Origin of the sequence: Nocardia terrae (assembly GCF_009760405.1) — a bacterium.
GTDB classification, from domain to species: Bacteria; Actinomycetota; Actinomycetes; order Mycobacteriales; family Mycobacteriaceae; genus Nocardia; species Nocardia terrae.
Map to the genome: position 1 here is coordinate 579,563 of NZ_WRPP01000004.1, position 22,706 is coordinate 602,268.

At 69.4% G+C, this 22,706-nt stretch carries 21 protein-coding genes; 8 read left to right on the top strand and 13 right to left on the bottom strand.

The features are described 5' to 3' along the window. The first annotated feature begins 20 nt into the window (after window positions 1-20). Complete coding sequence (locus tag GPX89_RS22800; RefSeq protein ID WP_157389603.1) at window positions 21-1,136, top strand: glycerate kinase; 1,116 nt, start codon at window positions 21-23, stop codon at window positions 1,134-1,136. Here GPX89_RS22800 and GPX89_RS22805 read toward each other — a convergent pair. Then, on the bottom strand, window positions 1,133-1,489 hold the full coding sequence (locus GPX89_RS22805) for a winged helix-turn-helix transcriptional regulator (RefSeq protein WP_157389604.1): 357 nt from the start codon (window positions 1,487-1,489) through the stop codon (window positions 1,133-1,135). The genes GPX89_RS22800 and GPX89_RS22805 overlap by 4 nt on opposite strands. A gap of 137 nt (window positions 1,490-1,626) precedes the next feature. Between GPX89_RS22805 and GPX89_RS22810 the strand changes: the two genes are divergently transcribed. After that, window positions 1,627-2,508 carry an NAD(P)-dependent oxidoreductase gene (locus tag GPX89_RS22810; protein WP_157389605.1) on the top strand — a complete coding sequence of 294 codons (882 nt, stop codon included), beginning with the start codon at window positions 1,627-1,629 and terminating at the stop codon, window positions 2,506-2,508. A gap of 11 nt (window positions 2,509-2,519) precedes the next feature. Here the strand turns inward: GPX89_RS22810 and GPX89_RS22815 are convergent, their stop codons facing one another. The 5 genes from GPX89_RS22815 to GPX89_RS22835 form a co-directional block, all read right to left on the bottom strand. Then, window positions 2,520-2,762 (bottom strand): helix-turn-helix transcriptional regulator, encoded by a 243-nt coding sequence (locus GPX89_RS22815; RefSeq protein WP_328602189.1) that lies wholly within the window; start codon window positions 2,760-2,762, stop codon window positions 2,520-2,522. After that, a complete protein-coding gene (locus tag GPX89_RS22820; protein WP_157389606.1) occupies window positions 2,755-3,621 on the bottom strand; it encodes an ABC transporter permease in 867 nt (288 codons plus the stop codon). The genes GPX89_RS22815 and GPX89_RS22820 overlap by 8 nt, the downstream gene beginning before the upstream one ends. Beyond that, window positions 3,618-4,547, bottom strand: coding sequence for an ABC transporter ATP-binding protein (locus tag GPX89_RS22825; RefSeq protein WP_157389607.1), 930 nt, complete (start codon window positions 4,545-4,547; stop codon window positions 3,618-3,620). Before GPX89_RS22825 ends, GPX89_RS22820 begins: the two co-directional genes overlap by 4 nt. Before the next feature lie 128 nt (window positions 4,548-4,675). Then, window positions 4,676-5,113, bottom strand: coding sequence for a type II 3-dehydroquinate dehydratase (aroQ, locus tag GPX89_RS22830; RefSeq protein WP_157389608.1), 438 nt, complete (start codon window positions 5,111-5,113; stop codon window positions 4,676-4,678). Window positions 5,114-5,153: 40 nt separating this feature from the next. Then, the gene (locus GPX89_RS22835; RefSeq protein WP_157389917.1) at window positions 5,154-5,750 is read right to left on the bottom strand and encodes a hypothetical protein; all 597 of its coding nucleotides are present in this window, start codon (window positions 5,748-5,750) and stop codon (window positions 5,154-5,156) included. 461 nt (window positions 5,751-6,211) lie between these two features. Between GPX89_RS22835 and GPX89_RS22840 the strand changes: the two genes are divergently transcribed. Further along, window positions 6,212-7,765: an NTF2-like N-terminal transpeptidase domain-containing protein gene (locus GPX89_RS22840; protein WP_328602190.1), complete on the top strand. Its 1,554-nt coding sequence runs from the start codon at window positions 6,212-6,214 to the stop codon at window positions 7,763-7,765. On the opposite strand, the gene GPX89_RS22845 is transcribed toward GPX89_RS22840, so the two are convergent. The 7 genes from GPX89_RS22845 to GPX89_RS22875 all read right to left on the bottom strand — a co-directional run bounded on the left by GPX89_RS22845 (window position 7,762) and on the right by GPX89_RS22875 (window position 17,638). Continuing rightward, the gene (locus tag GPX89_RS22845) at window positions 7,762-8,148 is read right to left on the bottom strand and encodes a DUF3054 domain-containing protein (RefSeq protein ID WP_328602191.1); all 387 of its coding nucleotides are present in this window, start codon (window positions 8,146-8,148) and stop codon (window positions 7,762-7,764) included. The genes GPX89_RS22840 and GPX89_RS22845 overlap by 4 nt on opposite strands. Window positions 8,149-8,342: 194 nt before the next feature. Next, window positions 8,343-9,482 (bottom strand): lysylphosphatidylglycerol synthase transmembrane domain-containing protein, encoded by a 1,140-nt coding sequence (locus tag GPX89_RS22850; protein ID WP_328602192.1) that lies wholly within the window; start codon window positions 9,480-9,482, stop codon window positions 8,343-8,345. Window positions 9,483-9,486: 4 nt separating this feature from the next. Further along, window positions 9,487-11,004, bottom strand: coding sequence for an adenylate/guanylate cyclase domain-containing protein (locus tag GPX89_RS22855; RefSeq protein ID WP_157389920.1), 1,518 nt, complete (start codon window positions 11,002-11,004; stop codon window positions 9,487-9,489). A 138-nt stretch (window positions 11,005-11,142) separates the two neighbouring features. Further along, window positions 11,143-12,450: an FAD-binding oxidoreductase gene (locus GPX89_RS22860; RefSeq protein WP_157389610.1), complete on the bottom strand. Its 1,308-nt coding sequence runs from the start codon at window positions 12,448-12,450 to the stop codon at window positions 11,143-11,145. 14 nt (window positions 12,451-12,464) lie between these two features. Further along, window positions 12,465-13,880 carry an amidase gene (locus GPX89_RS22865; RefSeq protein WP_157389611.1) on the bottom strand — a complete coding sequence of 472 codons (1,416 nt, stop codon included), beginning with the start codon at window positions 13,878-13,880 and terminating at the stop codon, window positions 12,465-12,467. Beyond that, window positions 13,877-14,356 (bottom strand): DUF2871 domain-containing protein, encoded by a 480-nt coding sequence (locus tag GPX89_RS22870; protein ID WP_235947758.1) that lies wholly within the window; start codon window positions 14,354-14,356, stop codon window positions 13,877-13,879. The genes GPX89_RS22865 and GPX89_RS22870 overlap by 4 nt, the downstream gene beginning before the upstream one ends. A gap of 72 nt (window positions 14,357-14,428) precedes the next feature. Further along, window positions 14,429-17,638, bottom strand: coding sequence for an ATP-binding protein (locus GPX89_RS22875; protein ID WP_157389612.1), 3,210 nt, complete (start codon window positions 17,636-17,638; stop codon window positions 14,429-14,431). A gap of 119 nt (window positions 17,639-17,757) precedes the next feature. On the opposite strand from GPX89_RS22875, the gene GPX89_RS22880 reads away from it, so the two are divergent. The 5 genes from GPX89_RS22880 to GPX89_RS22900 all read left to right on the top strand — a co-directional run bounded on the left by GPX89_RS22880 (window position 17,758) and on the right by GPX89_RS22900 (window position 22,457). Beyond that, on the top strand, window positions 17,758-18,948 hold the full coding sequence (locus GPX89_RS22880) for an AI-2E family transporter (RefSeq protein WP_407939467.1): 1,191 nt from the start codon (window positions 17,758-17,760) through the stop codon (window positions 18,946-18,948). Next, complete coding sequence (gene macS, locus GPX89_RS22885; protein ID WP_235947761.1) at window positions 18,932-20,122, top strand: MacS family sensor histidine kinase; 1,191 nt, start codon at window positions 18,932-18,934, stop codon at window positions 20,120-20,122. Before GPX89_RS22880 ends, macS begins: the two co-directional genes overlap by 17 nt. Window positions 20,123-20,161: 39 nt before the next feature. Then, entirely contained in the window at window positions 20,162-20,824 is a 663-nt protein-coding gene (locus tag GPX89_RS22890) for a response regulator (protein WP_157389615.1), read from the top strand. Window positions 20,825-20,906: 82 nt separating this feature from the next. Continuing rightward, window positions 20,907-21,605, top strand: coding sequence for a DUF1707 SHOCT-like domain-containing protein (locus GPX89_RS22895; protein WP_157389616.1), 699 nt, complete (start codon window positions 20,907-20,909; stop codon window positions 21,603-21,605). Between the two features lie 42 nt (window positions 21,606-21,647). Further along, window positions 21,648-22,457, top strand: a complete 810-nt coding sequence (locus tag GPX89_RS22900; protein WP_157389617.1) for an alpha/beta fold hydrolase — start codon at window positions 21,648-21,650, stop codon at window positions 22,455-22,457. Window positions 22,458-22,706 lie beyond the last annotated feature (249 nt).

Consider the following 22,706-nt stretch of genomic DNA (forward strand, 5'->3'; position numbering starts at 1 on the left):
TCAATGATCAGAATGTATGGATGACCAACCCACCGCCGCGCCGGGTATTGCTGGCTCCGGACAAATTCAAGGGCTCCCTCACCGCCGCGCAGGTCGCGGCCGCGCTGGCAGCGGGCATCACCGGGGCCGCACCCGGAACCACCTGCCGGACGACACCCATCGCCGACGGCGGGGACGGCACCGTCGACGCGTTCGTGGCGGCGGGCTGGGAGCGGGTGGAGGTCGAGAGCTACGGGCCGACGCTCGCGCCGGTGCGGACGTCCTACGCGGTGCGCGGGTCGACGGCCGTGGTGGAGTTGGCGGCGGTCAGCGGACTCGTGAATCTGCCCGGCGGACAACTGGATCCGCTGCACGCCAGCACCTACGGGGTGGGTGACGTGATCGGCGACGCGCTCGACCGGGGCGCCCGCGACATCGTGCTCGGGCTCGGCGGCAGCGCCTCCACCGATGGCGGCGCGGGCATGCTGCAGGCCCTGGGGCTGCGCATCCTCGACTCGGACGGCAACGAATTGCCTTGCGGTGGAGCGGCACTCGCGCGCGCTGTGCACGTCGATCGCAGCGATCTGCACCCGGGGCTGGTCGACGCCAAGCTGACGCTGGCCAGCGATGTGGACAATCCCCTGCTGGGTGCGAACGGGGCGGCCGCCGTCTATGGACCGCAGAAGGGCGCGGACCCCGGCCAGGTGGCCACTCTCGATGCGGCACTGAAGAACTGGGCCGCGGTCCTCGGACCCGAATGGGCCGACAAGCCGGGGGCGGGCGCCGCGGGCGGCACCGGATTCGGGGCGCTGGCGGCGTTGGGCGCGAGCATGCGTTCGGGTATCGATCTCGTGCTCGACCTGATCGATTTTCGCGCCCAGCTGGCCGAGGGCGATCTGGTGATCACCGGTGAGGGATCACTGGACGCGCAGAGCCTGTCCGGCAAGGCCCCGATCGGCGTGCTGGACGCCGCGCGCACGGCCGGGGTACCGGTGATCGCGGTGGCGGGCCGCCTGCTGCTCACCCCCGAGCAGATCCGCGCGGCCGGATTCGCCGGTGCCTACTCGCTTTCCGATCTGGAACCCGACCCGGCCCGCAGCATGGCTAACGCGGCCGAGCTGCTGGAGCAGGTCGGCGCTCGGATCGCGGGTTCCTAGCTCGCGGAAGTCAGTGGGCGGCCCAGCACGCGATCGCGATTGCGGTCGCCCCATTCCGAGAGGGGTTCGAGCGCCGCGCTGAGCGACCAGCCCAGCTCGGTGAGCGAATACTCCACGCGCGGTGGGATTTCCGCGTAGATCTCGCGGTGCACCACGCCGCTGGCCTCCAGCTGGCGCAGGTTCTCCGCGAGCACCTTCTCGCTGACCCCGGTCAGCAGGCGGCGGATCTGGCCGAAGCGCTGTGGGCCCTCGGCGAGCACCCACATCAGGTGCATCTTCCATTTGCCGCCGACCACGTCGATGGCCACGGACATGCCGCACACGGTGTTATCCGCGTCACCCTCGGTACTCATCACGCCCTCCTGACCAGATTTCGAACCTTCAGGTAAGCAACCCCACGCGAAGGTGCGGTCTTCCCGAGGCTACCGATCGCGACCAGCATCGATCTCAGCGCGCCGCATTCGAACCGTTGAAATCGAAGGGATACACCATGTCTGATCCGCGACGATCCGTCACCGTCATCGGGCTCGGCCCGATGGGGCGCGCGATGGTCAAGGCATTCCTGAAGGCCGGGGTCGAGGTGACGGTCTGGAACCGCAGCCCCGGCAAGGCCGACGATCTGGTCGAACTCGGCGCCGCGCGGGCGGCCACCGTCGCCGAGGCGCTCGACGCCAACGAGGTGGCGGTGCTCAGCCTCACCCATTACGCCGCCATGTACGACGTACTGGGCTCGGCCGCGAATCACCTGCGCGGCAAGGTGATCGCCAATCTCTCCTCGGATTCGCCGGAGAAGGCTCGGCAGGGCGCGGCCTGGGTGCGCGAACACGGCGCCGAATTCCTTTCCGGCGGAGTCATGTCGGCGGGCGACAATATCGAGCATCCGGCGTCGTACATCTTCTACAGCGGCCCGCGGGCGCTCTTCGACGCGCACGCCGAGCTGCTGCGCCCGCTGAGCCCGCAGGAGTATCTGGGCACGGATGACGGTCTGGCGCAGGTCTTCTACCAGGGCCTGCTCACCATCTTCCACCCCTGGCTGCTGGCCTTCGACCAGGCCACGGCCATGATCGCCCGCTCCGGCCACGACATCGCGCAGTTCGTGCCCTTTGCGGTGCGCTCCAACGCCGCCTTCCCGTACTTCATGGAGGAGATCTCGCGGCGGAACCAGGACGGCGGCCGGGCCGACGAGGCGAGCCTGAAGATGATGGACGCGGGCGCGCAGCACATCATCGACGCCAGCGAGGAGGTCGGCGTGAACGCCGTCCTCTCGCACACGGCACAGGCGTTCTGGCGCAAGGCCATTGCCGCCACCGCCGCTGCGGGCACAGCGGTCTCGACCTACGAACTCATGGGCGCGGTGCCCGAGAACGCCTGAGCCGCAGGGGATCAGGCGGTCTCGGAACCGATGCGGGGAAACGGCGCGGTGGAGAAGATGATCTCCACCGGCACCTCGAAATACTGTGCGAGCCGCAGGGCGAGATGCAGGCTCGGACTGTATTCGCCGCGCTCCAGATAGCCGACCGTCTGGTAATGCACGCCCAGCGCTTCGGCCAGCTCTCGGCGCGAGATGCCGCGCTCGGCGCGCAGCATCGCGATCCGGTTGTAGATGACATCGCCGTCACTAGGCACGTGACATGGCCCTCTCGCGGCGCGCCGCCACCGCCGCACCGGATTCGCGGCGGGCCATGCGGCGCAACACCATCGGGGCCAGCAGGAAGCCCAGTACCGCCCAAGCGCCCAGCACCGCCACGGTTTCCAGGTGCCGCCAGGAGTGGCTCAGTTCCACCGCCGCGGCGCTGTCGGGAAGGAGGGCCGAGCGCATGCCCAGGCCCAGCCAGTAGATGGGGAACACGTGCGCTATCGCCTGCAGCCAGCCGGGCAGGCCGCTGATCGGATAGAAGATTCCGGATATCGCCACGAGACCCATGATGGGTAACGTCACGAAGCCGACGCTGCGCGGGCTGTCGAACACCGAGCCCAATACCGCGCCCAGCGGCAGACAGGCCAGCAATCCGAGGATCAGCATGCCGATCAGGGTGGTCCAGGCGCCGACGCTGTCCAGGTGCAGGCCGCCGATGGCGGTCAGCCCGAAGACGAGGATCAGTGCCACCTGTATCAGCGTGATTCCCGAGACCGCGACGACCTTGCCGATCAGATACCCCAGCATGCCGTTGGGAGTGGCCTTGGCCCGCAGCAGGGTTCCGTCCTCGCGGTCCATGGCCAAGCCTTGGGCGACGCCTGCCATGCCGGTGATCGCCACGATCATGCCGAGCAGGCTGGGCAGAGCCAGTGAGCCGAGTCCCACTCCCGTGCCCTGGAAGGTGCCGTGCCGCATGAAGAACGCCGCGACCATGGTGGCCACCGGCCAGAAGAACTGTGCGAAGAGGTCCATTCCGTTGGTGAGGGTCTGGATCAGTTCGATGCGGCCCCGACGGAAACCGGCCTTCACCGCGACCGTCGTCGGATTCACGAGTGCCGTCGGTTTCATCGGACAACCTCCTCGAGACTGCGCAATTCGTCGTCGCCCTGGCCGGATTCGAACCGCTGCACCAGGGTCATATAGGTGTCCTCCAGTGACGCGCGGCGCACCTCGAGCTCCTCCACCGACTCGCCGAACTGTCTGAACAGCTCATGGACGAACTTCGTGGACTCGGTGGTGGTGTGCACGAAGCGCTGCCCCTCGCGGGTCCACTTCACCTCGGCCTCACCGGCGATGCGGCGCGAGAGCTGATCGGCGGAACCGTCGGCGATGATGCGCCCGCCGGCCAGGATGAGAATGCGGTCGGCCAGCTTCTCGGCCTCGTCCAGATCGTGGGTGGTGAGCAGGATGGTGGTGTGCTGGTCGTCGGCCAAACGGTGGACCAGGTCGTGGAATTCGCGGCGGGCATGCGGGTCGAAGCCTGCGGTCGGCTCGTCCAGGAACAGCAGCTCCGGGCGCCCGACAATGCCGATGGCCACGTCCAGGCGGCGGCGCTGCCCGCCCGAGAGCGTCATCGCCTTCGCGTCGGCATGCTCGGTGAGGCCGACGGCGGCGATGAGTTCGTCTGTGTTCCAAGGCCGTTGGATGGTCTCGGTGGCGTAGGGCGGGTAGAACATGCCCAGGTAGTCCAGTAGTTCGCGCACCCGCCACTTGCCGTGGTCGCGCCAGGATTGCAGCACCACGCCGAGCCGGGCCCGCCACGCCTCGTCCCCGTGCGCGGGATCCGCGCCGAGCACCTCGACCCGTCCGGCCGAGCGCATGCGGAAGCCCTCGAGGATTTCGATGGTGGTGGTCTTGCCCGCGCCGTTCGGACCGAGCAGCGCCAGCACCTCACCGCGATGGGCCTGGAAAGTGACGTCCCGCAGGACATCGCGGGTGCCGTAGCGCATGCGCAGGTTTTCGACGTCGAGTACGACGTCTTCGCCGACCGTCATGGTTCCCCTCCGTAGTAGAAGACGGATCGCATGTAGCATATCTACTACATTTTGACGGGCTCAAGCTATTTATCCGGGCATGAAAAAGGGCCCGGCTCACAGTGAGCCGGGCCCGTTGAACAGCGATTTCAGCGCGTGCAGAGGAATTCGACCGCCGCCGCGTAGCCCTGGATCCCCAGGCCCGCGATCACCGCGGTGGCGATCGGCGAGACATAGGAGTGGTGCCGGAACTCTTCGCGGGCATGCACATTGCTGATGTGCACCTCTACGATCGGCACCTCCGGGATGACCAGCGCGTCGCGCAGCGCCACCGAGGTGTGGGTGAGCCCGCCCGGGTTGATGACGATCCCCGATTCCATCCCGCGCGCGGAATGGATCCGGTCGATCAGCGCCCCTTCGTGATTGGACTGGAACGCCACGACTTCCCGGTCGAACCGCGCCGCGGTCTTGCGGCACAGCTCCACCACGTCGTCGAGGGTGTCCGCCCCGTACACCTCGGGCTGGCGGGTGCCGAGCATGTTCAGGTTCGGGCCGTTGAGCACCAGGATCGGGGCGGTTGCGGGCATGGGCCCACTCTACGGCTACAGACCCTGCGGTCCCCCTCGGCTACAGCCCTTGCGGTCCTTCCGAGCGCAGGTCGTCGACTTTGCGCATGGCCGAGCGCAATTCCTCGAGCCATTCCTCGGCGTGCTTGCCGGCCAGCTTGACCGTCCAGGCCAGGGCGTCGGAGCGGGAGCGGGCCACGCCGGAGTCGACGAGGGTGTCGAGCACCTTGCGCTCGGGCTGGCGCAGCCGGGTCATGACCGGAACGGCCAGGTGGGTGAACATGATTCGCTCGCCGTTGACCGTGACGCCCCAGGCGACATTGCGGCCGTAGCGGGCCTGGGCCTCCTGGGCGATCTGCATGCGGGCGGGGCGGGTGGTCTCCCGGAAGCGGGCGATGACGCCCTCGCGGGTGGCCTGCGGTACGCCGGCCGGGGTCTCGCCCTCCGAGGGTGCGTCGGCGGGTTCGGCTGCGGGGAGGGGGAGTTCGCCGACCACGACGATCTCGTCGCGATCGATCTCGAGGGTTGCGGGACCGGTGAACCAGTCAGCTGGCAATCGTCCAGCGAACCAGTCGGGGGCGTCCGAGACGTCGGGCAGGTCGGCCTGCTGCCAGCCTCCGGTCCGTCCGAATCCGTGTCCACGATGTCCGTGTCTCATATTGGTCACTCTCACTTACCTCATGGAGTTGTAATACTGATTACAACGTTACGTCGTTTCCGGCCGAGTGGATTCCGCTCTGGGAGAACGAGGTTCGCCGGGTTCGGTCCGAATGGCCCGGAAGGCTGTCACCAGTGAGAACCGAATGGTCTGGAGAGTCTCGAATACGCCAGGGGCCGTAACCGACCGGTGATCATGTAAGTGGTCACTGCTGACCGATTTCGGCACTATGGTGGTGCTCAGAACAAGCACGCCTGGTGGAAAGGTGGAACCGCGGGCAGTCGGAGCGCGGTACCGTGGACCTGTTGCTGATGTGGCCAGAGTGAAGAGTGGGCGATATGGATGTGTGGGGATCCCGCCGCTTCCGGGTACGGGGTGCAATCGCACTCGCGGGTGTGGCGGCCGTCGCGATCGCGATGGGGTCATGTGGTTTTCGGGAGCGATCGACGGGTGCGGAGGCGGTGGTCGAGAAGTTCGCCACGCTGATCGACAAGAAGGACTACGACGGGGCGTCGCGACTGACTTCCTATCCGGCGGGGGCTTCGGCAACGCTGAAGCAAGTTTTCGAGGGCCTCGATCCCGGCAAGCCTGACTACCGCATGACCCAGTACATCGGACTGGACGGTACGACCGGACTCTTCTCCATGACCGGCGAATGGAACTTCGGCGACAAGAAGGACTGGAAGTACGACCTGCAGGGCACCGTCCGCAAACTCAGTGTGGGCTGGCGCATCTCGTGGGACCCGGCCCTGGTCATGCCGCAGATGGACGCCAAGCGCAGCGCCAAGCTGGTGCGCACCTTCGCCCAGCCCTCACCCAAGGTGAACGACATCGTCGGCCAGCCGCTGATGACCGAGCAGACCATCAATGTGGTCAAGCTGGACCCGGCCAAGATCACCGACCCGGTCGCCTCCACCAACGCGCTGGCCGCCGCCATCGCACCGGTCGCGCCGCTCATCGACGGTCCGGCGCTGATGCAACAACTTTCGGCCTCGCAGGGCAAGCCCGTCATCGCGGTCAACCTGCGTGACGGCGACTTCAATATCCTCGAGCCGCGCATGGCCCCCATCCCGGGTGTGGTGCTGGAGAAGCAGCCCAAGCTCGTCACCGCCGACCGCCGCATCTGGTCGCCGTTGACGGACGCCTTCACCAAGGTCTGGCTGGACAATCGCGACGCCCACTCCGGCTGGGGCGTGCAATTGTTCGAGCCCGACGGCACCTTCGTCACCCAGCTGGCCGGTGAGCAGGGCCCGCCCGGACCGGACATCCCGGCCACCATGGATCAGCGCCTGCAGCGCGCCGCCGAGGACGCGGTGGTGAGCACCGGTTCGCCCACCTCAGTCGTGGCCATCCAGCCCTCCAGCGGCGCGGTCGTCGCGGCCGCGGAGAACAACCAGGCCAGCGAGCGCGGCAATGTCGCCTTCACCGGGCAGTATCCGGTCGGCGGCATGATCGAGCTGTTCAAGAATGTCGCCGCGGTCACCAAAAACAAGGCGCCGCAGGATGTCTCGGTCGGCGACGCCGCGGACGCGGCCAGCCTGCTCGGCATCGGCATCGACTTCAAGGTGCCCGGTCTGGACGAGACCACCGGCCGGTTGCCCACCGGCAAGAACGCCGCCGAGAACGTGGGTCGCGGCAATGCCGCCGACTCGCTGCTGGCCAGCCCCTGGGGCATGGCCATCGCGGCGGCCGCCATCGCCAACGGACAGGTGCCCAAGCCGATGATCACCATCGGGCAGCCGGCCACCACCGAGGCCGACCTGGCCGCGCTGCCCGGCGGCGCCACCGACCGGCTGCGCGCCATGCTGCACGACGGGGTCGGCGCGCCGGAAATGGCCGCCCTCAACCGGTATCGCGACGTCCAGGCTTTCGGCGCCACCACCGGTAACAACGGGTGGCTCATCGCCACCATGGGTGACCTGGCCTTCGCCATCCACATCGACGATCCGGACAGCGGCGACCTGACCGCGCGGGTGGCGGCCCGGCTGCTCCAGTCGCTGGCTTCCCCGGACTAGCGGGTCCGCACGGCCTGCGCGACCACGCGCCAGCCGACCAGGAACAGGCCGAGGAAGCTCGCGGCCACCAGGAAGAAGCTGAAGACGACACCCTGACCGGACACCGCGCGCAGCAGCATGCCGCCGATCAGGGTGCTCAGCCAGATGATGACGGCGGTCGGCCACAGGGTGCGGCCGTCGAAACGCTTCGCCGCGCTGGCCCCCTCCCGGCCCGAGGCCACCGCGACGGCGATCACCCAGCCCAGCACGAGTCCGGTGCCGAACGGCCAGAACGTCCGCAGCAGGCCCGCCCCCAGCACGGCCTCGTCATGACTGCGTCGCCCGAGGAGGCAGAAGACCACGACGAGCACGACATCCACGACGAACGGCACCAGTTTCCTCACGGGCCACAGAATATCGAGCTGTCTCGGCGCGTCTATGCAGGGACACTGCATCCCAACCGGTCGAGGACGCTCCGGCTCGTTCTTCGACTGCCACGGTGACAACTGATTTCGTGACGTTCGGGGTAACTCCCCGGGTACGTCCACAATGGTTTCGGCTCTCCACGCAGGCACGGGTGCGAAACCGGTGACGGCTCTCAGTCGTCCGCTGCAGGTCCGGGGAGGCGGGGGGGTCGACGGTCGGTGACCAGCGAATTGCCGCGCTGCTCGAACTCTTTCTCGTACTCCGCGTCATCGGCCTGCGGTTTGCGGAACAGGAAGAGGAAGACGATCCAGCCCACGATGGCCACCAGGATGAAGCTGATCAGGCGGTAGAGGAAGGCCGCGGCCACCGCCTGGGCGGCGGGCAGTCCGGCCGCCGCGGTCAGCGAGTAGATGAGGGTGGCGTCCACGTAGACGATGCCGCCCGGGGCCAAAGGGATGGTGCCGACGGCTTTTCCGGCCGCGAAGGTCAGCATGAGCGCGGACCAGCGCGGGTCGGCGCCCACCGCGTAGCAGGCGAAGCCGAGGCAGGCGACATCGGCGAGCCGGTGCACCACCGCCCACACCACGACCCACGCGCCATCGCGTTTGCCCAGGTCCACCGATTCCAGCTGGGACAGGATCTCGGCGACCTTGTCCATCCCGGTGTCGGCGGGCCGATGCCGGATACGGTTGATCCACTGCAGGATTCGGCGCAGCAGCGCCTCGACCCCGCCGGGGTGCCGGGACACGTAGTTGACCGCGCCGATCAGCGCGGCGATGGTGCCCAGCGTCAGGATCACCTTCATCGGGCCGACCCGATCCCCGGCCAGCACCGTGCCGAACAGGCCCAGCAGCGCCAGCCCGCCCGCCGCCACCACGCCCGACATCACCAGCTGCCAGGACGCCACGATCGGGCTCGCGCCCCAGCGCCGGGTCTGGCGGTAGGTGAAGGCGGCCGAGAACACCTGGCCCGCGGGCAGGGTCAGCGACATGCCGGTCGCGCCGTACACCACCGCCACCGATTTGCGCTGGCTCACCTCGACGCCGCCGGCGTGCAGCAGCTGTTTCTGGATGCGGCCGAATCCGCTCATGGAAACCGCCGCCATCACGATGCAGGCCGTGACCCAGCCCCAATGGATTTCGGTGAGGTTCTTCCAGGAGTCGTGCAGGCGCGGATAAAGATAAGTGCCCTCGGAAATCAGCAGTGCCACCAAGGCGGCGCCGAGAACCCATTTGGCCCACCAGAACCTGCCCCGGTTCGAGTTATTCGCGGGCGGCGAAGGATCGCCGGCCGGCTCCCCATGGGCCGTCACGTCGTCAGCCTAACGAACTCGCCGCCGCCTCGTCTGCATCAGTCGGGTCGGTGCTTTCCAAGGGCCAGGCCAGGCGGGTTTTCCGGCGGCGTCCCCGCAGTTGTACCTCTTCGCCGGTCTGCCAATGCCGCTGCTCGTTCTCGTCGGCGAAAAACAGTGCGCTCGACGAGGTCAGGACCCGTTCGGGGCGGTCCTTGGCGAGTTCGGTGAGACGGGAGGCCTCGTTCACCGGATCGCCGATCACGGTGTATTCGAAACGATTCGCGCCACCGATATTCCCGGCCACGGCCAGTCCGGCGGAGACGCCGATGCCGATATCCAGTCCGGCCACCTCGCGCAGGGCTTCGCGCAGCTCACGGGCGGCGGCCAGGGCCGCGGTCGGCGCGTCCGGACGGTCCAGCGGCGCACCGAAGATGGCCAGCGCGGCATCGCCCATGAATTTGTTGATGAGCCCGTGGTGCCGGTCGATGACATCCACCACGACGCGGAAGAACTCGTTGAGCAGGCTGACCACTTCGGTCGGCGGGCGTTCCGCGGCGGTCGCGGTGGAACCGACCATATCCACGAACAACACGGCCACGAATCGGGTTTCACCACCGAGTTCGGTGCCGTACTCCAACGCGCGCCGCGCGACATCCTCACCGACGTGCTGGCCGAATAATTCCTGCAGTTCCCGCCGTTTCGCGGCCTCGCCCATCATTCGGTTGAAGCCAACCTGCAGCAGCCCGATTTCCGAGCCGTCGAAAACCTCCACCTGCACATCCCGCGCGCCTTCCTGCACGCGGTCGATGGCCTGGCTGAGCTGGCGGATGGGATCGGAAATGGAGGAGCCGGTGAGCATGGAAAGCGCCAGCGCCTGCATGATCACCACGCCGCACAACAGGAGAATCGAGACGGCCAGCGACTGCGCGGAGAACTGGACGCGAGAAGAAATCTGGGTGACGCAGAGCAGCACGATGGCAATGGTCGGCGCGAAGGTGCCCATGCCCCAGGTCATGGCCATCCGGGTGCCGACGCCCGGCGTCAGCGTGTGATCGAAGGCCCCCGTGGTCAGCGCTTCGGCCGCGACCGGCCGCAGAATCCGCTCCCCGAGCATGTAGGTGAACCCGAAAACGATGGTGGCGGCCATACATTCGGTGACGATCACCGCCGCCGCGAGCTCCGGCGTCCGCACGATGATCAATGACGCCAGCACGCCACCGCCGACCAGCCACAACACCAGATGCACGATGGCCTGCCGCAGCGGCGCGTGCAGCGCGGACATCTGCTCCTGCCGCGACGGCGGCCCACCCCGCATCTGCCACCGCATGACCGGCCGCAGCATGAACGCCGACGCGGCCACACTCAACAACCCCGCCACCAACACCACGACCGTCGGAATCAAGAACCCGGTCTGCCGGGTCGCACTGGTCTCCCCTTCCGGAACCGGCAACCCGTACTGAATGAAAGCCCACACCAGGACAGCGCCGAACGCGTTGGCCGCGAGCATAGAAGCTAGATACAGCGGCCAGCGTGTTTTCATGGTCTGTTTGACCGCTTCCAAGGGCGCTGACACGATCACCAATCTAGCGGTCCCGTCCCGCCTCGGCTTCACCGTGCAAGCGATGGATCACCAGCGGCGCGGCACGGAGAAGCCTGGGCTCGGGCTCGAAATCGAAGGTCAGTGGGGGATCGGGAAGTTGGCGCGGAAGACGCCGTGGGGATCGCGGGTCCGCTTCAGGGTTCGCAGCCGGTCGAGGGTTCCGGTGTCGAAGACGTCGGCGAGGCTGTCGCCGGGGGACAGGACGGTGTAGGGCTTGCGGCCGGTGACCCGGGCGCCCAGGTCGGAGACGATGCGCTTCTGGGTGGCGTGCGCGGCGGCGACGGTGTCGGGGTCGGAGCCGACGGCCTGCAGAGCCAGGGAGTAGGACTCGGCGAAGGCCGGGACCGCGCCCCGGGTGGGCTCGGCGAGCGCGCCTCCCAGGTGGCGGAGCTGGATGCCGAACAGGGGATCGATCGATGTGTCCAGCAGGATCTCGGCGGCGGTGTCGTCCAGCGCGGTCAGCAGTTCGGTGCGGACCAGGCCCGGTGCGGGGTCGGTGGGTTCGGGGACGATGGCGCCGACCTCGGCCGGGGACAACTCCCGGCGGGTGTCCCCGAGCTTGCCGTCGATCGTGTCCAGGCGCCGCAGCAGTTCCCGCCCGCGCGCTGGATCGCCCAGGTAGGCGGCCGCGATCGTGATCATCGGGGGCAGCTGCGGGAGCCGCAGCCGATTGAGCCAGACGGTGAGCTCGGGCGGCGCCTGGCCGGTGATGTCGAGGAAGGCGTCGCGGACCGCCTCGGTGTGCGCGGCCGGCCAGGCGATCGTGCCTCCGAAAAGGGCCGCGGCCGGGTGCAGGTCGAACTCCATCGCGGTCACCAGCGCGAAATCGCCACCGCCGCCGCACAGTCCCCAGAACAGTTCCGGGTCGGATTCCGCGGTGACCCGGGCGCCGCGGCCGTCGGCGTCGACGATGTCGAAGGCGCGGACGCTGTCGGCCGCCCAGCCGTACGCGCGGCCGAACCACGACAATCCGCCGCCGAGGGTATAGCCGACGACGCTGACCACCGGGGAGCTGCCGGCCAGCCCGGTCAGACCGTGCGGCGCGGCCGCCGCCTGCACCTCGCCCCAGGTGGCGCCCGCGCCGACGCGGGCGCGTCGCCGCACCGGATCCACCTCGACCCGATCGAGGAGGCGCGTGCGCACCAGGATGGCCCCGGCGGTATCGCCGGAAGCGCCGTGCCCGTTGGGCTGAGCCGTCACCGACAGACCCGCGTCGCGCGCGTAGCGGACCACGGCGGCCATGTCATCGGCGTTCTCGACGTGGACGACCGCCGCGACCGGCTGGTCGACGCTCAGATTCCACGGCGTCCGCGCGGCCTCGAACTCCGCGTCGCCGGGCAGCAGTACTCGTCCGCGCACGGCGGAGCGCAAAGTGTTGTGTGACATGAGGATTCCCTTCTCTACAGCGTGGTCGGGCAGGTTGCGGGGGAGATCGGCGTCGGCATCGGGAAGGCCGCCTCGAGATGGGCGGCGGCCCGCAGCGCGCGCAGCTCGGCGAACGGTGCGGTGATCAGCTGGACCCCGATGGGCAGGCCCTCTGCCGAGAGGCCCGCGGGAACGGTGACCGCGGGCAGGGCCAGGTAGTTGGCGGCGATCGTGAGCCGGTGCGCCGCGTACATGGTCGCGACCTGGGCGGTGCCGCCCAGGTCGTAGCCGACCGGCCAGGGCAGTTCGGTCGAGACCGGGCCGAGCACGATCGGGTGCTCCGCGAGGAAGCGGGACCAGGCCGTGCGGCGGGTGAGGCGCTCGCCCAGCGCGGTCAGGTAGCCCGCCAGATCCAGCGGCGGGAACAGGTCGATCACCGCGTCCACGAAGACGTTCAGGCCGGTGCTGCCGAATCGCCGCATGGCTTCGCGGCGATGGACCACCACCTCGGTGGAGACCAGCCGGCCGTAGTCGGCCGCCACCTCGCCCACTTGCGGCGGATCCAGTTCGGCCACCGGATGTCCCGCGTGGGCGAGGGCGTCGGCGCAGCCGACCAGCGCGGCCCGCACCTGCGGATCGATCTCGTCGCCGAGCATGACGGCGACGGCCGGGAGATCGGTATCGGACGTGTCGCGCACCGGAATCCAGCCGGGGTCGCGCGGGTCGGCACTGTCGCTGAGGACCTCGAAGGCGGTCGTCAGATCGCGCACGGTGCGCGCCAATGGCCCCGGCGCCGCGAACAATTGGTTGGTCGGCCCGGGTGCGGCCCCGGGCAGGCTCGAGGCCACCGCCACCCGGCCGGGCGTGGTGCGCAGGGAGGCGATTCCGCAGAACGCGGCGGGGACGCGCAGCGAACCGCCGAAGTCGGTGCCCAGGCCCAGCGGTGTCATGCCCGCCGCGACCGCGGCGGCGTCGCCCCCGCTGGAACCGCCGGGGCTGCGCGTCGGATACCACGGATTCACCGTCGGGCCCGCCGCGTCGTTGTCGGTGTGCCAGCGAGTGGCGAAGTCCGGCATGTTCGTTCGCCCGATGACGATCGCCCCGGCCCGCCGCAGTGCGGCCACCGCGGGCGCGTCCGCCGTCGCGACGGCCTGGCCGAAGGCCGCCACGCCCCAGGTGGTCGGGCTGCCCGCGACATCGAGGTTGTTCTTGACGGTGACCGGAACCCCGTGCAGCGGCCCGGTCGGCGTCCGGCGGTCGGCCGAGGCCGCCTCGGCCCGGGCGGTCTCGGTGAATACCGTGGTGAGCGCGCCGATTCCGGAATCGACCTGCTCGATCCGCTCGAGATGCGCCTCGACGACCTGGGTCGCGCTGACCTCGCCCGCCGCGATCATCGCCGCCAGCGAGACCGCGTCCCGCGTCCACAGCGCACCGTCCACGCCGGTGGTCACGCTGCCCCCTGCTCGGCGAATTCCGCTGCGGTGCGCGCTGTTCGGCTGTCACCGACGCATTTGCCGAGCGTGATGAAGAAGACGACCAGCCCCGCGGTCAGCAGGATGTGGCCCAGGCCCGCCACCAGCGCGATGGCCTCGTTGCTGTCCTTGCCCAGCACGGTGAGGGTGCCGTGCAGCGTCATGACCGCGACGGTGAGGGCCAGGCCGCCGTTGTACAGCCAGAAGAACCAGCCGTACAGCCTGTTCTGGGCGCTGAGCGTGAACAGCTTCTCCAGAGCCAGCACGATGAGCAGGAACAGCATGCCCAGCGCCAGCACGTGGGTGTGCACGACACCGAGTTCCGACTGCCCGGTGAAATGGTGGATCTTGGTGATCTCGCGGTAGTAGAACCCGGAGATCAGTCCGATGATCATGTAGATGTGAGCGGCGGTGACCAGCGTCTTCATCGCGCGCTCACCCGGGGGAAGGGACATGACACTCCTGGATCGGTGGGATGCGTGTCCCGAGGATCCAGCGCGGTGCGTACCGTTCGCTGACGGTCGTTGTCAGCGCGCGGTACGCAGCAGGTCGAGCACCTCTTCGTCGGTGAGCCGCGCGCCCGCAAGGAATTCCGAGCTCGACCGCACCGGTCCGAGCGCGGCTTCCGCTCGGTCGAGCGCCCGTCGCCGGAACGGTCCGATCCGGCTCACCCCGGCCCTGCGGTTGATCCGGTCGGTCGCGCCGAGAACACGGGCCGCCCGACCCGGCGCGCCTAGCGCGAGATCGACCAGGGCGTAACCGATGCCGACCTCGGCCAGCAGCGCCGCCGAGGTCTGGGCGGCCAGCTCGCGGGCCACGGCCAGTTCGGGCAGCGCGTCGTCCGGCCGGTCCGCCGCGACCAGGGTGGCCGCGTACACGGTGCTCACGAAGACCAGGTTCACGAAGCGGACGGTGTCGTGGCATCGGGCGGGTGGGGGTCCGGCGGGCAGCGGCTGTTCCGACATCCGCCGGAACAGCTCCAGCGCGCGGTCGTTGTCGCCGCGCAGGTGGGCCAGGTGCGCCTGCGTCGCCGCCAGGAAGCGGCCGGGCGAGGGGATCAGGTGCGGGGTGAACAGGGCCTCGGCCCGCTCGAGATGGGTTGCCGCGCTGTCGGTATCGCCGCCGACCAGGTACATCTCCGCCGCGAAGAGGTGCACCCCCATGCGCTCACCGGCGCCCAGGTCGGGGTTGAGCAGGCCCAGCGCGCTCGTGATCAGCGGGCGGGCGCTGTCGAGGCCGAGCATTCGGGTCCGATAGCTGGCCAGGGAGATCAGGGCGCGGCTGTGCGAGCGGGCGTCACCATACCTGCCCAGGCAGGTCACGGCCGCCTCGAGAGTGGGCAGGGCGCGGGCCGGATGGTCACCGCCCAGTTCATCGAAACCCTTGGCGATCAGTGCGTTTCCGCGTAGCCACGGATCGTCGGAGGTGATGCACTCGGTCAGCAGGCCGTCGTCGTCGCCGAGCAGGTCACGCAGCGCCAGGATGAGCACGAACATCGGGTGCGGAGGCCGTTTCTCGGTGAGGGCCGAGCGCGTCAGCCGCTCGAATTCCCCGGTGCTGTCCTGGATCTGACCCCACCAGATATTGGTGAAGTACGCGGGCAGCTCTTCGGCGTACCGGCAGGCCAGATAGGCTCCGGTGCACTCCGGCGGCGGCGCGTCGCCGACCAGGGCGAGGACCTCGCGGCGGCGTGCGGAGATGTCGCCGCGCAAGCCGCGCAGCAGCCAATACCAGACCAGATTCCCGTACAGGCGAACCGCGCGTTCGCCGTCGCCCGTGTCCAGCGCCCACCGCAGCGCGGCGTCGCAATTGCCGTGTTCGGTGATCAGCCGCGCGAGCCAATCGGGTTGTGCCGCTGTGCGCAATCCCTGGGCCGCGGCGTCGATGAAGTCGAGGAAGCAGTCGGCATGGAGGCGAGCGACCTCGTCCGCCTCGCCGGCCGCGGTCAATTCCGCGGCGGCATAGGCGCGGATGGTTTCGGCCATGCGATAGCGCTGCCCATCGAAGTCCACCAACGACTTCGCCACCAGGGAGTCGACCATGTCGATGGCGTCCGGACCGCACACCCGGGTCGCGGCGTCCAGGCTCGCGCCTCCCGCGAAGATCGAAAACCGCCGGGCCGCAGCCGCTTCCGCTTCGGTGAGCAGCTCCCAACTCCATGCGACGGCCGCCTGCAACGTCCGATGACGCGGTTCCGCGTGCCGAGTGTTGTTGGTGAGCAGCCGAAAACGATCGGCGAGCCGTGCGCTGAGCTCCGGTAGCGGCAGGCTCCGCAGGCGCGCGGCGGCCAGCTCGATGGCCAGCGGCATGCCGTCGAGGCTGCGCACGATGGTGCGGACCTCCGCCGAATTGCTCTCGGACAGCGTGAAATCCGGCAGCGCCGCGGTCGCGCGGTCGATGAACAGCCGCACCGCCGGCGAGGCAGTGGCCGCCGGGAAATCGGCTTCGGCCCGGGGCAGGTCCAGAGTCCGGACCGGATACAGTCGCTCGCCGTCCACGCCGATGGGCTCCCGGCTGGTGGTGAGCACCCGCAGCAGGGGCAGGCGCTGCAGCAGATCGTCGATCAGGCGCGCGACCGCCTCCACGACATGCTCGCAATTGTCGAGTACCAACAGCATTCGGCGGCCGGACAGCGTCCGCTCCAGCACTCCGGCCCACCCCGAGCACAGCTCGTCGGGTCCCTCGAACCGCGTGAGCACGTTCGCTATCGCGACTCCGACCGCGGTCACAGCCGGCCGGTCGGCCCGTTCCCGTTCCAGCGCGGCCAGTTCGACGAAGGCGTAACCATCGGCCCAGTCCGCGGCGTGCGCCCCGACCGTCTCGACGGCCAGCCGGGTCTTCCCGACGCCCCCGGTACCCGACAGCGTCACCAATCGGGCCTCGCGCAAGGCCCGCCGCACGCCTTCCACATCCGGTCCGCGTCCGACGAAGCTGGTGTGCCGCCGGGGCAGCGGTGGCGCGGACGCCCGGGGGACGGCCGGTTCCTCGATCGCGGATACAGCGGATACAGCGGGTGCGTCCGCGTGCAATTCGGCCAGCGCCGAACGCAACACCTCGGCCGGTGCGGTGCCGAGCTCCTCCCGCAACAGGGCCTCGACGCGCTGGTACTCCCGCATCGCCTCGGACGGTCGTCCCGCCGCCGCCAGCGCCCGCACCAGTCGCGCGGCCAGCGTCTCGCGGAACGGGTGGGCCGCGACTTCCGCGTGGAGCTCACGCAGCACCTCGCCACCCCGGCCCAGCGCCAGCAGGGCGTCGGCCCGCAATTCGATCCCTTCGAGCCGTTGCTCGGTCAATCGCAGTGCCGCCGCGCGCAATACCTCCGAGTCCCCCGCATCGACCAACGGCTCCCCGCGCCACAGGGCGAGCGCGGCATCGAAACACCTGGCGGCGCGCTCGGTCTCCCCCTCCGCGAGCAAGGCCCGCCCCGCCTCGATCTCACCCGCGAACCGATGCGCGTCGACGTCCTCGGGAGGCACGTCGAGCACGTACCCGCCCCCGTCGTTGCGCACCATCGGCACCGCGGTGCGCAATCGACTCGCCAAGGTCTGCAAGGCATTCCCGGTCCCCGCCGGAGGGTCCTCGCCCCACACCCCGTCCACCAGCCGCGCCGCCGGCACCACCCGCCCGGCTTCGAGCGCCAGCAATCCGAGCAGTGCCCGCACCCGCGGACCCCCGACCGCCGCCCGCGTCCCGTCCGCGGCCTCCACCATCACCGGACCCAACAGACCTACCAGCACGAATCATCCATCCCGTGATCGATCCTGCGTGGACCCGAACCGCTCGTCAAGCCGGGCGAACCCGCGATCGATGTCGTGGGTGCATGCCTGCGGACGTTCGGGCCGTTAGGCTCGCCTGCGTGAGCGAGGTGCAGGCAGCGTCCAGCAGATCCGGCAAGTCTGGCGGCGTGCGCCGTCAGGACGGCGAGGCCGTGCACCCGATCGTGCGGCAGGCCGCCGAGTGGTGCTGGCGGATGCTGATCATCTTCGCGGCGGTGCTCGCGCTCGCCTACCTGGCCCGGAAGCTGTCGGCGGTCACGATTCCGATCTCGATCGCGCTGCTGGGCGCCGCGCTGATGGCGCCGCTGGTGAATTGGATGCAGCGGTTCGGAGTGCCCCGCGCGATCGGCGTGTTCGTGGCGCTGGTCGGGTCGCTCGGGCTGCTCGCGGGGATCATGACCTTCGTCATCGAGAAGCTGGTCTCCGGTGTGCCGGAGTTGTCGGGCGAGTTCACGACCTCCGTGCATCAGGTACAGGACTGGCTGATCAACGGACCGCTGCACCTGAGCAACGATCAGATCCGCAATGCGGGCGACACCATCGTCAAGAGCATCGAATCGAACAAGGAAGCGTTGACGAACGGGGCGCTCACCACCGCCACGGTCATCACCGAATTCTTCACCGGCGCGTTCCTGACCCTGTTCATCCTCATCTTCTTCCTCTACGGCGGCGACCAGATCTGGGAGTTCGTCACCCGGCTCGTCCCGACCGCACACCGTGACCGGGTGCGGGTCGCGGGGCGGCTGGGCTTCGGCACGCTGACCGGATTCGTGCGGGCCACGGTCATGGTGGCGGCCGTGGACGCCATCGGCATCGGCGCGGGCCTGGCCATTCTCAGTGTGCCGCTGGCGCTTCCGCTGGCCTCGCTGGTCTTCATCGGCGCGTTCATCCCGATCGTGGGTTCGTTCATCGCCGGATCGGTGGCGGTGTTCATCGCGCTCATGACCAAGGGGCTCGTGACCGCGCTCATCGTGCTGGGCATCACCATCGCGGTCATGCAGCTGGAAGGCCATGTGCTGCAACCGTTGCTGATGGGCCGGGCGGTGCGCATCCACCCGCTCGCCGTGGTGCTGGCCATCGCCTCGGGCGTGGTGCTGGCCGGTCTGGCCGGTGGTCTGCTCGCGGTGCCGTTCGTGGCGGTGCTCAATACCGCCATGCGTTCGCTGCTGGCCGACTCGCCCGAAGAGGCCTACCAGGATCTGCATTCCGGCGATCCGCGCGATGCCATGTTCCACGCCGAACCCGACAACCCCGATGACGACGCGGACTGAACCCGATCCCGACTGGGCCGCCTCCGCCCCGCTGTGGCGAGCGGTCCAGGCGTTCCGGCTGGTCACGCTGCTGTACGCGGTGGGGCAGCAGGTCGCCTCGGTGTCCTACTACACCGATCAGCGGCTGAGCTGGGCGCTGATCGCCATCATGGCGGTGTGGTCGGGGATCTCGGCGGTGCTGTTGTCGCAGTGGCGGATTCGCTACGAACCGCGGGTGCGCACCGCCGTCGTGATCGGTGACCACCTGGTGGTGATCGCCCTCATCTTCGCCACCCGCCTGGTCTCCTCCTACGATTGGTACCACCACCATCAGACGCTGCCCACCACGCTGTGGGCGGCCAATGCCGTTGTCTCCGCGGCGATTCTGTGGGGACCGCTGGGCGGCGTCTGCTCGGGCCTGCTGGTTTCCGCCGCCGTCATCACCGCCCGCGCCCAATGGGACTTCGACGTCTGGCGCGACGCCACCCTGCCGGTCCTGATCTCGACCGGCCTGGCCCTGGGCCTGGCCTCCAACACCGCCCGCCGGGCGCACGCGCAACTGCAACGCGCGGTGCGGCTCACCGCGGCCGCCCAGGAGCGCGAACGGCTGGCGCGGGAAGTGCACGACGGGGTCCTGCAGGTGCTCAGCTACATCAAGCGGCGCGGCACCGAGATCGGCGGGCCGACAACGGAATTGGCGCAGCGCGCGGGCGAACAGGAGGTGGCGCTGCGGGTGCTCATCTCCGAACAGGGCGCCCGCGCCGACGCCGGCGGCCCCGAGGAGGACCTGCGCCCGCTGCTCACCGCCCAGGCCACGCCGTCCGTGTTCGTCTCGACGCCCGGCGATCCGGTGCCACTGGGCCACTGGGAGGCCCGGGAGATCGCCGCCGCCGTGGCCGCCGCCCTCGCCAATGTGGTCCAGCACGCCGGGCCTGGAGCGAAAGCCTATGTGCTGCTGGAGGACACCGGCGACGAACTCATCGTGAGCGTCCGCGACGACGGCCCCGGCATCGCGCCCGGCCGCCTCGCCCAGGCCGAAGACCAAGGGCGCATGGGTGTTTCACGCTCTATCGTGGGCCGCATCGCGGCCCTCGGCGGCACCGCGCACCTGCTGTTCGAGGCCGTGCCGGAGGACGGCGAGGAGGGGGCGGGCGCGGAATGGGAGTTCCGGGTGCCGCTGGCGGGGCGACAATGAGAGGCCGCTGGCGGACGACGAGGAGATCGGGAGGCGGATATGTCTGAATCGGAGCGGCGGATCACGGTGATGGTGGTCGACGACCACCCGATCTGGCGCGAAGGCGTGGCCCGCGACCTCGCCGAGGCCGGCTTCGACGTGGTCGCCACCGCCGACGGGGTGCGCTCGGCCGGGGCCCGCGCGAGCGCGGTCCAGCCCCGGGTCGTGCTGATGGACATGCAGCTGCCCGACGGCAACGGCGCGGACGCCACCGCCGAGGTCCTGCGCGTCTCACCCCGCACCCGGGTGCTGGTGCTCTCGGCCTCCGCCGAACGCGACGACGTCCTCGACGCCATCAAGGCCGGGGCCACCGGCTACCTGGTCAAGAGCGCCTCGGCCACCGAACTCCTGGATGCGGTGCACGCCACCGCGGCCGGTCAGGCGGTTTTCACCCCCGGCCTGGCCGGGTTGGTTCTGGGGGAGTTCCGCCGCATCGCCAACACCCCCGAGGACCGCGACGAACCCCACCGTCCCGCCCTCACCGACCGCGAGACCGAGGTGCTGCGCATGGTGGCGAAGGGCTTGTCCGCCAAGCAGATCGCCACGCGGCTGAGCCTGAGCCACCGCACGGTGGAGAACCACGTCCAGTCCACCCTGCGCAAACTCCAGCTCGGCAATCGCGTCGAACTGACCCGCTACGCCATCGAGCAGGGGCTGGAATAGCCGTCGACCGGGCCGCGAGTGGGGGAGCGGATCAGGGATTGCCCTGATGCGGTGGCGGCCCCGCGCTGGCTAGCCTCGAAGCATGGGAGGTCCTGAAGCGGTTTCCGCGATCGCTACCGGCAACGCCGTGATCGGCGACCGGGATCTGCGAGTATCCGATGTCGAACGCGAACATGTCGGACGGCTGCTGCAGCGCGCGGTCGGGCTGGGCATGCTGTCGCTGGGGGAATTCACCGAGCGCATGGACACCGCGCTCGCGGCCAAGACCCGTGGCGAACTCAATACCGTGCTGGTCGATCTGCCGGGCGTCCGCCTGGTGGGCCAGCCCGTCCAGGCCGCGCCGCCGCCGTACGCGCAGCCGCAGCCCCGATACGTGACCGCGCACCGCATGCCGATGGCACCGGCCATGCCGGGCAATGTGATTCGCGCCCGCTTGTCCAGCGTGGAACGCAAGGGCGCCTGGCAGGTGCCGCCGTCGATGATGATCAACAGCCTGTGCGGCAGTGTGCGCCTGGACTTCACCCAGGCCGTCATGTCCACCCAGGTGGTGGAGATCCACGTCGACGACATCTGCGGCTCGCTGGAGCTGATCGTGCCGCCCGAGGCCACCGTCGATATGAACAGCCTCGACCTGGTGGCGTCCAGCGCCGAGACCAAGGTCCGCAACGGCCCGCCCATCGGACCGCTGCACATCATCGTGCACGGCCGGCTGCGGTTCAGCTCGGTGAAGGCGAAGCATCCCTTCGGGACCAACTGGAAGCGCTTCCTCAACGGCGCGTAACCGACCCGGCGGCAATCGGATCCGGAATGTAAGGTCGCCACCATGGTGGAAGGCGTCCAGATTCCGGAGGCAGTGCATCGATCCGGCGAGGGCGAACCGCTGCTGCTCCTGCACGGTGTTCTGCTCACCTGGCAGTCCTGGGGTTCGGTCCTGGACGAGCTGGCCGGCCACAGCATCCTGGCCCCCACCCTGCCCGGTCACTGGGGCGGACCCGAGGCCGCCCGGCCGGCCACCGTCGCCGCCCTGGTCGACCACTGCGAACGCCTGCTCGACGAATCCGGTTGGGATACCGCGCATATCGCGGGCAATTCGCTCGGCGGCTGGATCGCCCTGGAACTCGCCGCCCGCGGCCGTGCCCGCTCCTGCACCGCCATCGCCCCCGCGGGCCTGTGGCGGGCCCCGGCCGCCGCGGACTCCCTGCTGCGCAAGTTCCGCGCCTTCGGCCCGCTCATCGGCCTGGGCCCCGGCCAGCAGCCGAGCCTGCCGACGCTGCGCAGCCTGCTCCTGCCCCTGCTCGCGAACCGGCCCGCCGACGTCCCGAATTACCTGGCCAAGGCCATGACCGGCGCCATCACCGAGTGCGCCATCGTCGACGACCTGGCCGAAGATCCGGATCTCTCAACGGGTTTCACCCGCCTGGCCGAGCTGGCCGTGCCCACCACCATCCTGTTGCCGCTGAACGACCGCGTCCTCCCGCCCCACGTCTACATGCCGCTGACCCCGACCGCGACCGTCGACGTGCGCCCGCTCGCGGCCCTCGGCCATGTCCCCATGCTCGAGGCCCCCGACCTGATCACCGCTGAGATCCGCGCCACCGTCGCCCGCGCGGCCGCCCCGGTTCACCCCGCCTGACCGGCGAGTTCCGGCCCGGCCCGCCCCCTCGCGTAGTAATCGTGCGCAGCGCGGGTGTTTCTACTCATGTGACCAAACGTCCAGGTCGAAAGTATGGCGGACATGAATCTCGCCATCGATCCTCGCCTGATCGCGCGGCTGTCGACTGAATTCACCTCGCTCAGCGAGCACCTGAACGTCCTCGGCCGCGACCTCGAAACCTTCCGCCGCCAGCTCGCCGCGGAAAACCCGCAGTCCACGTCGCAGCCG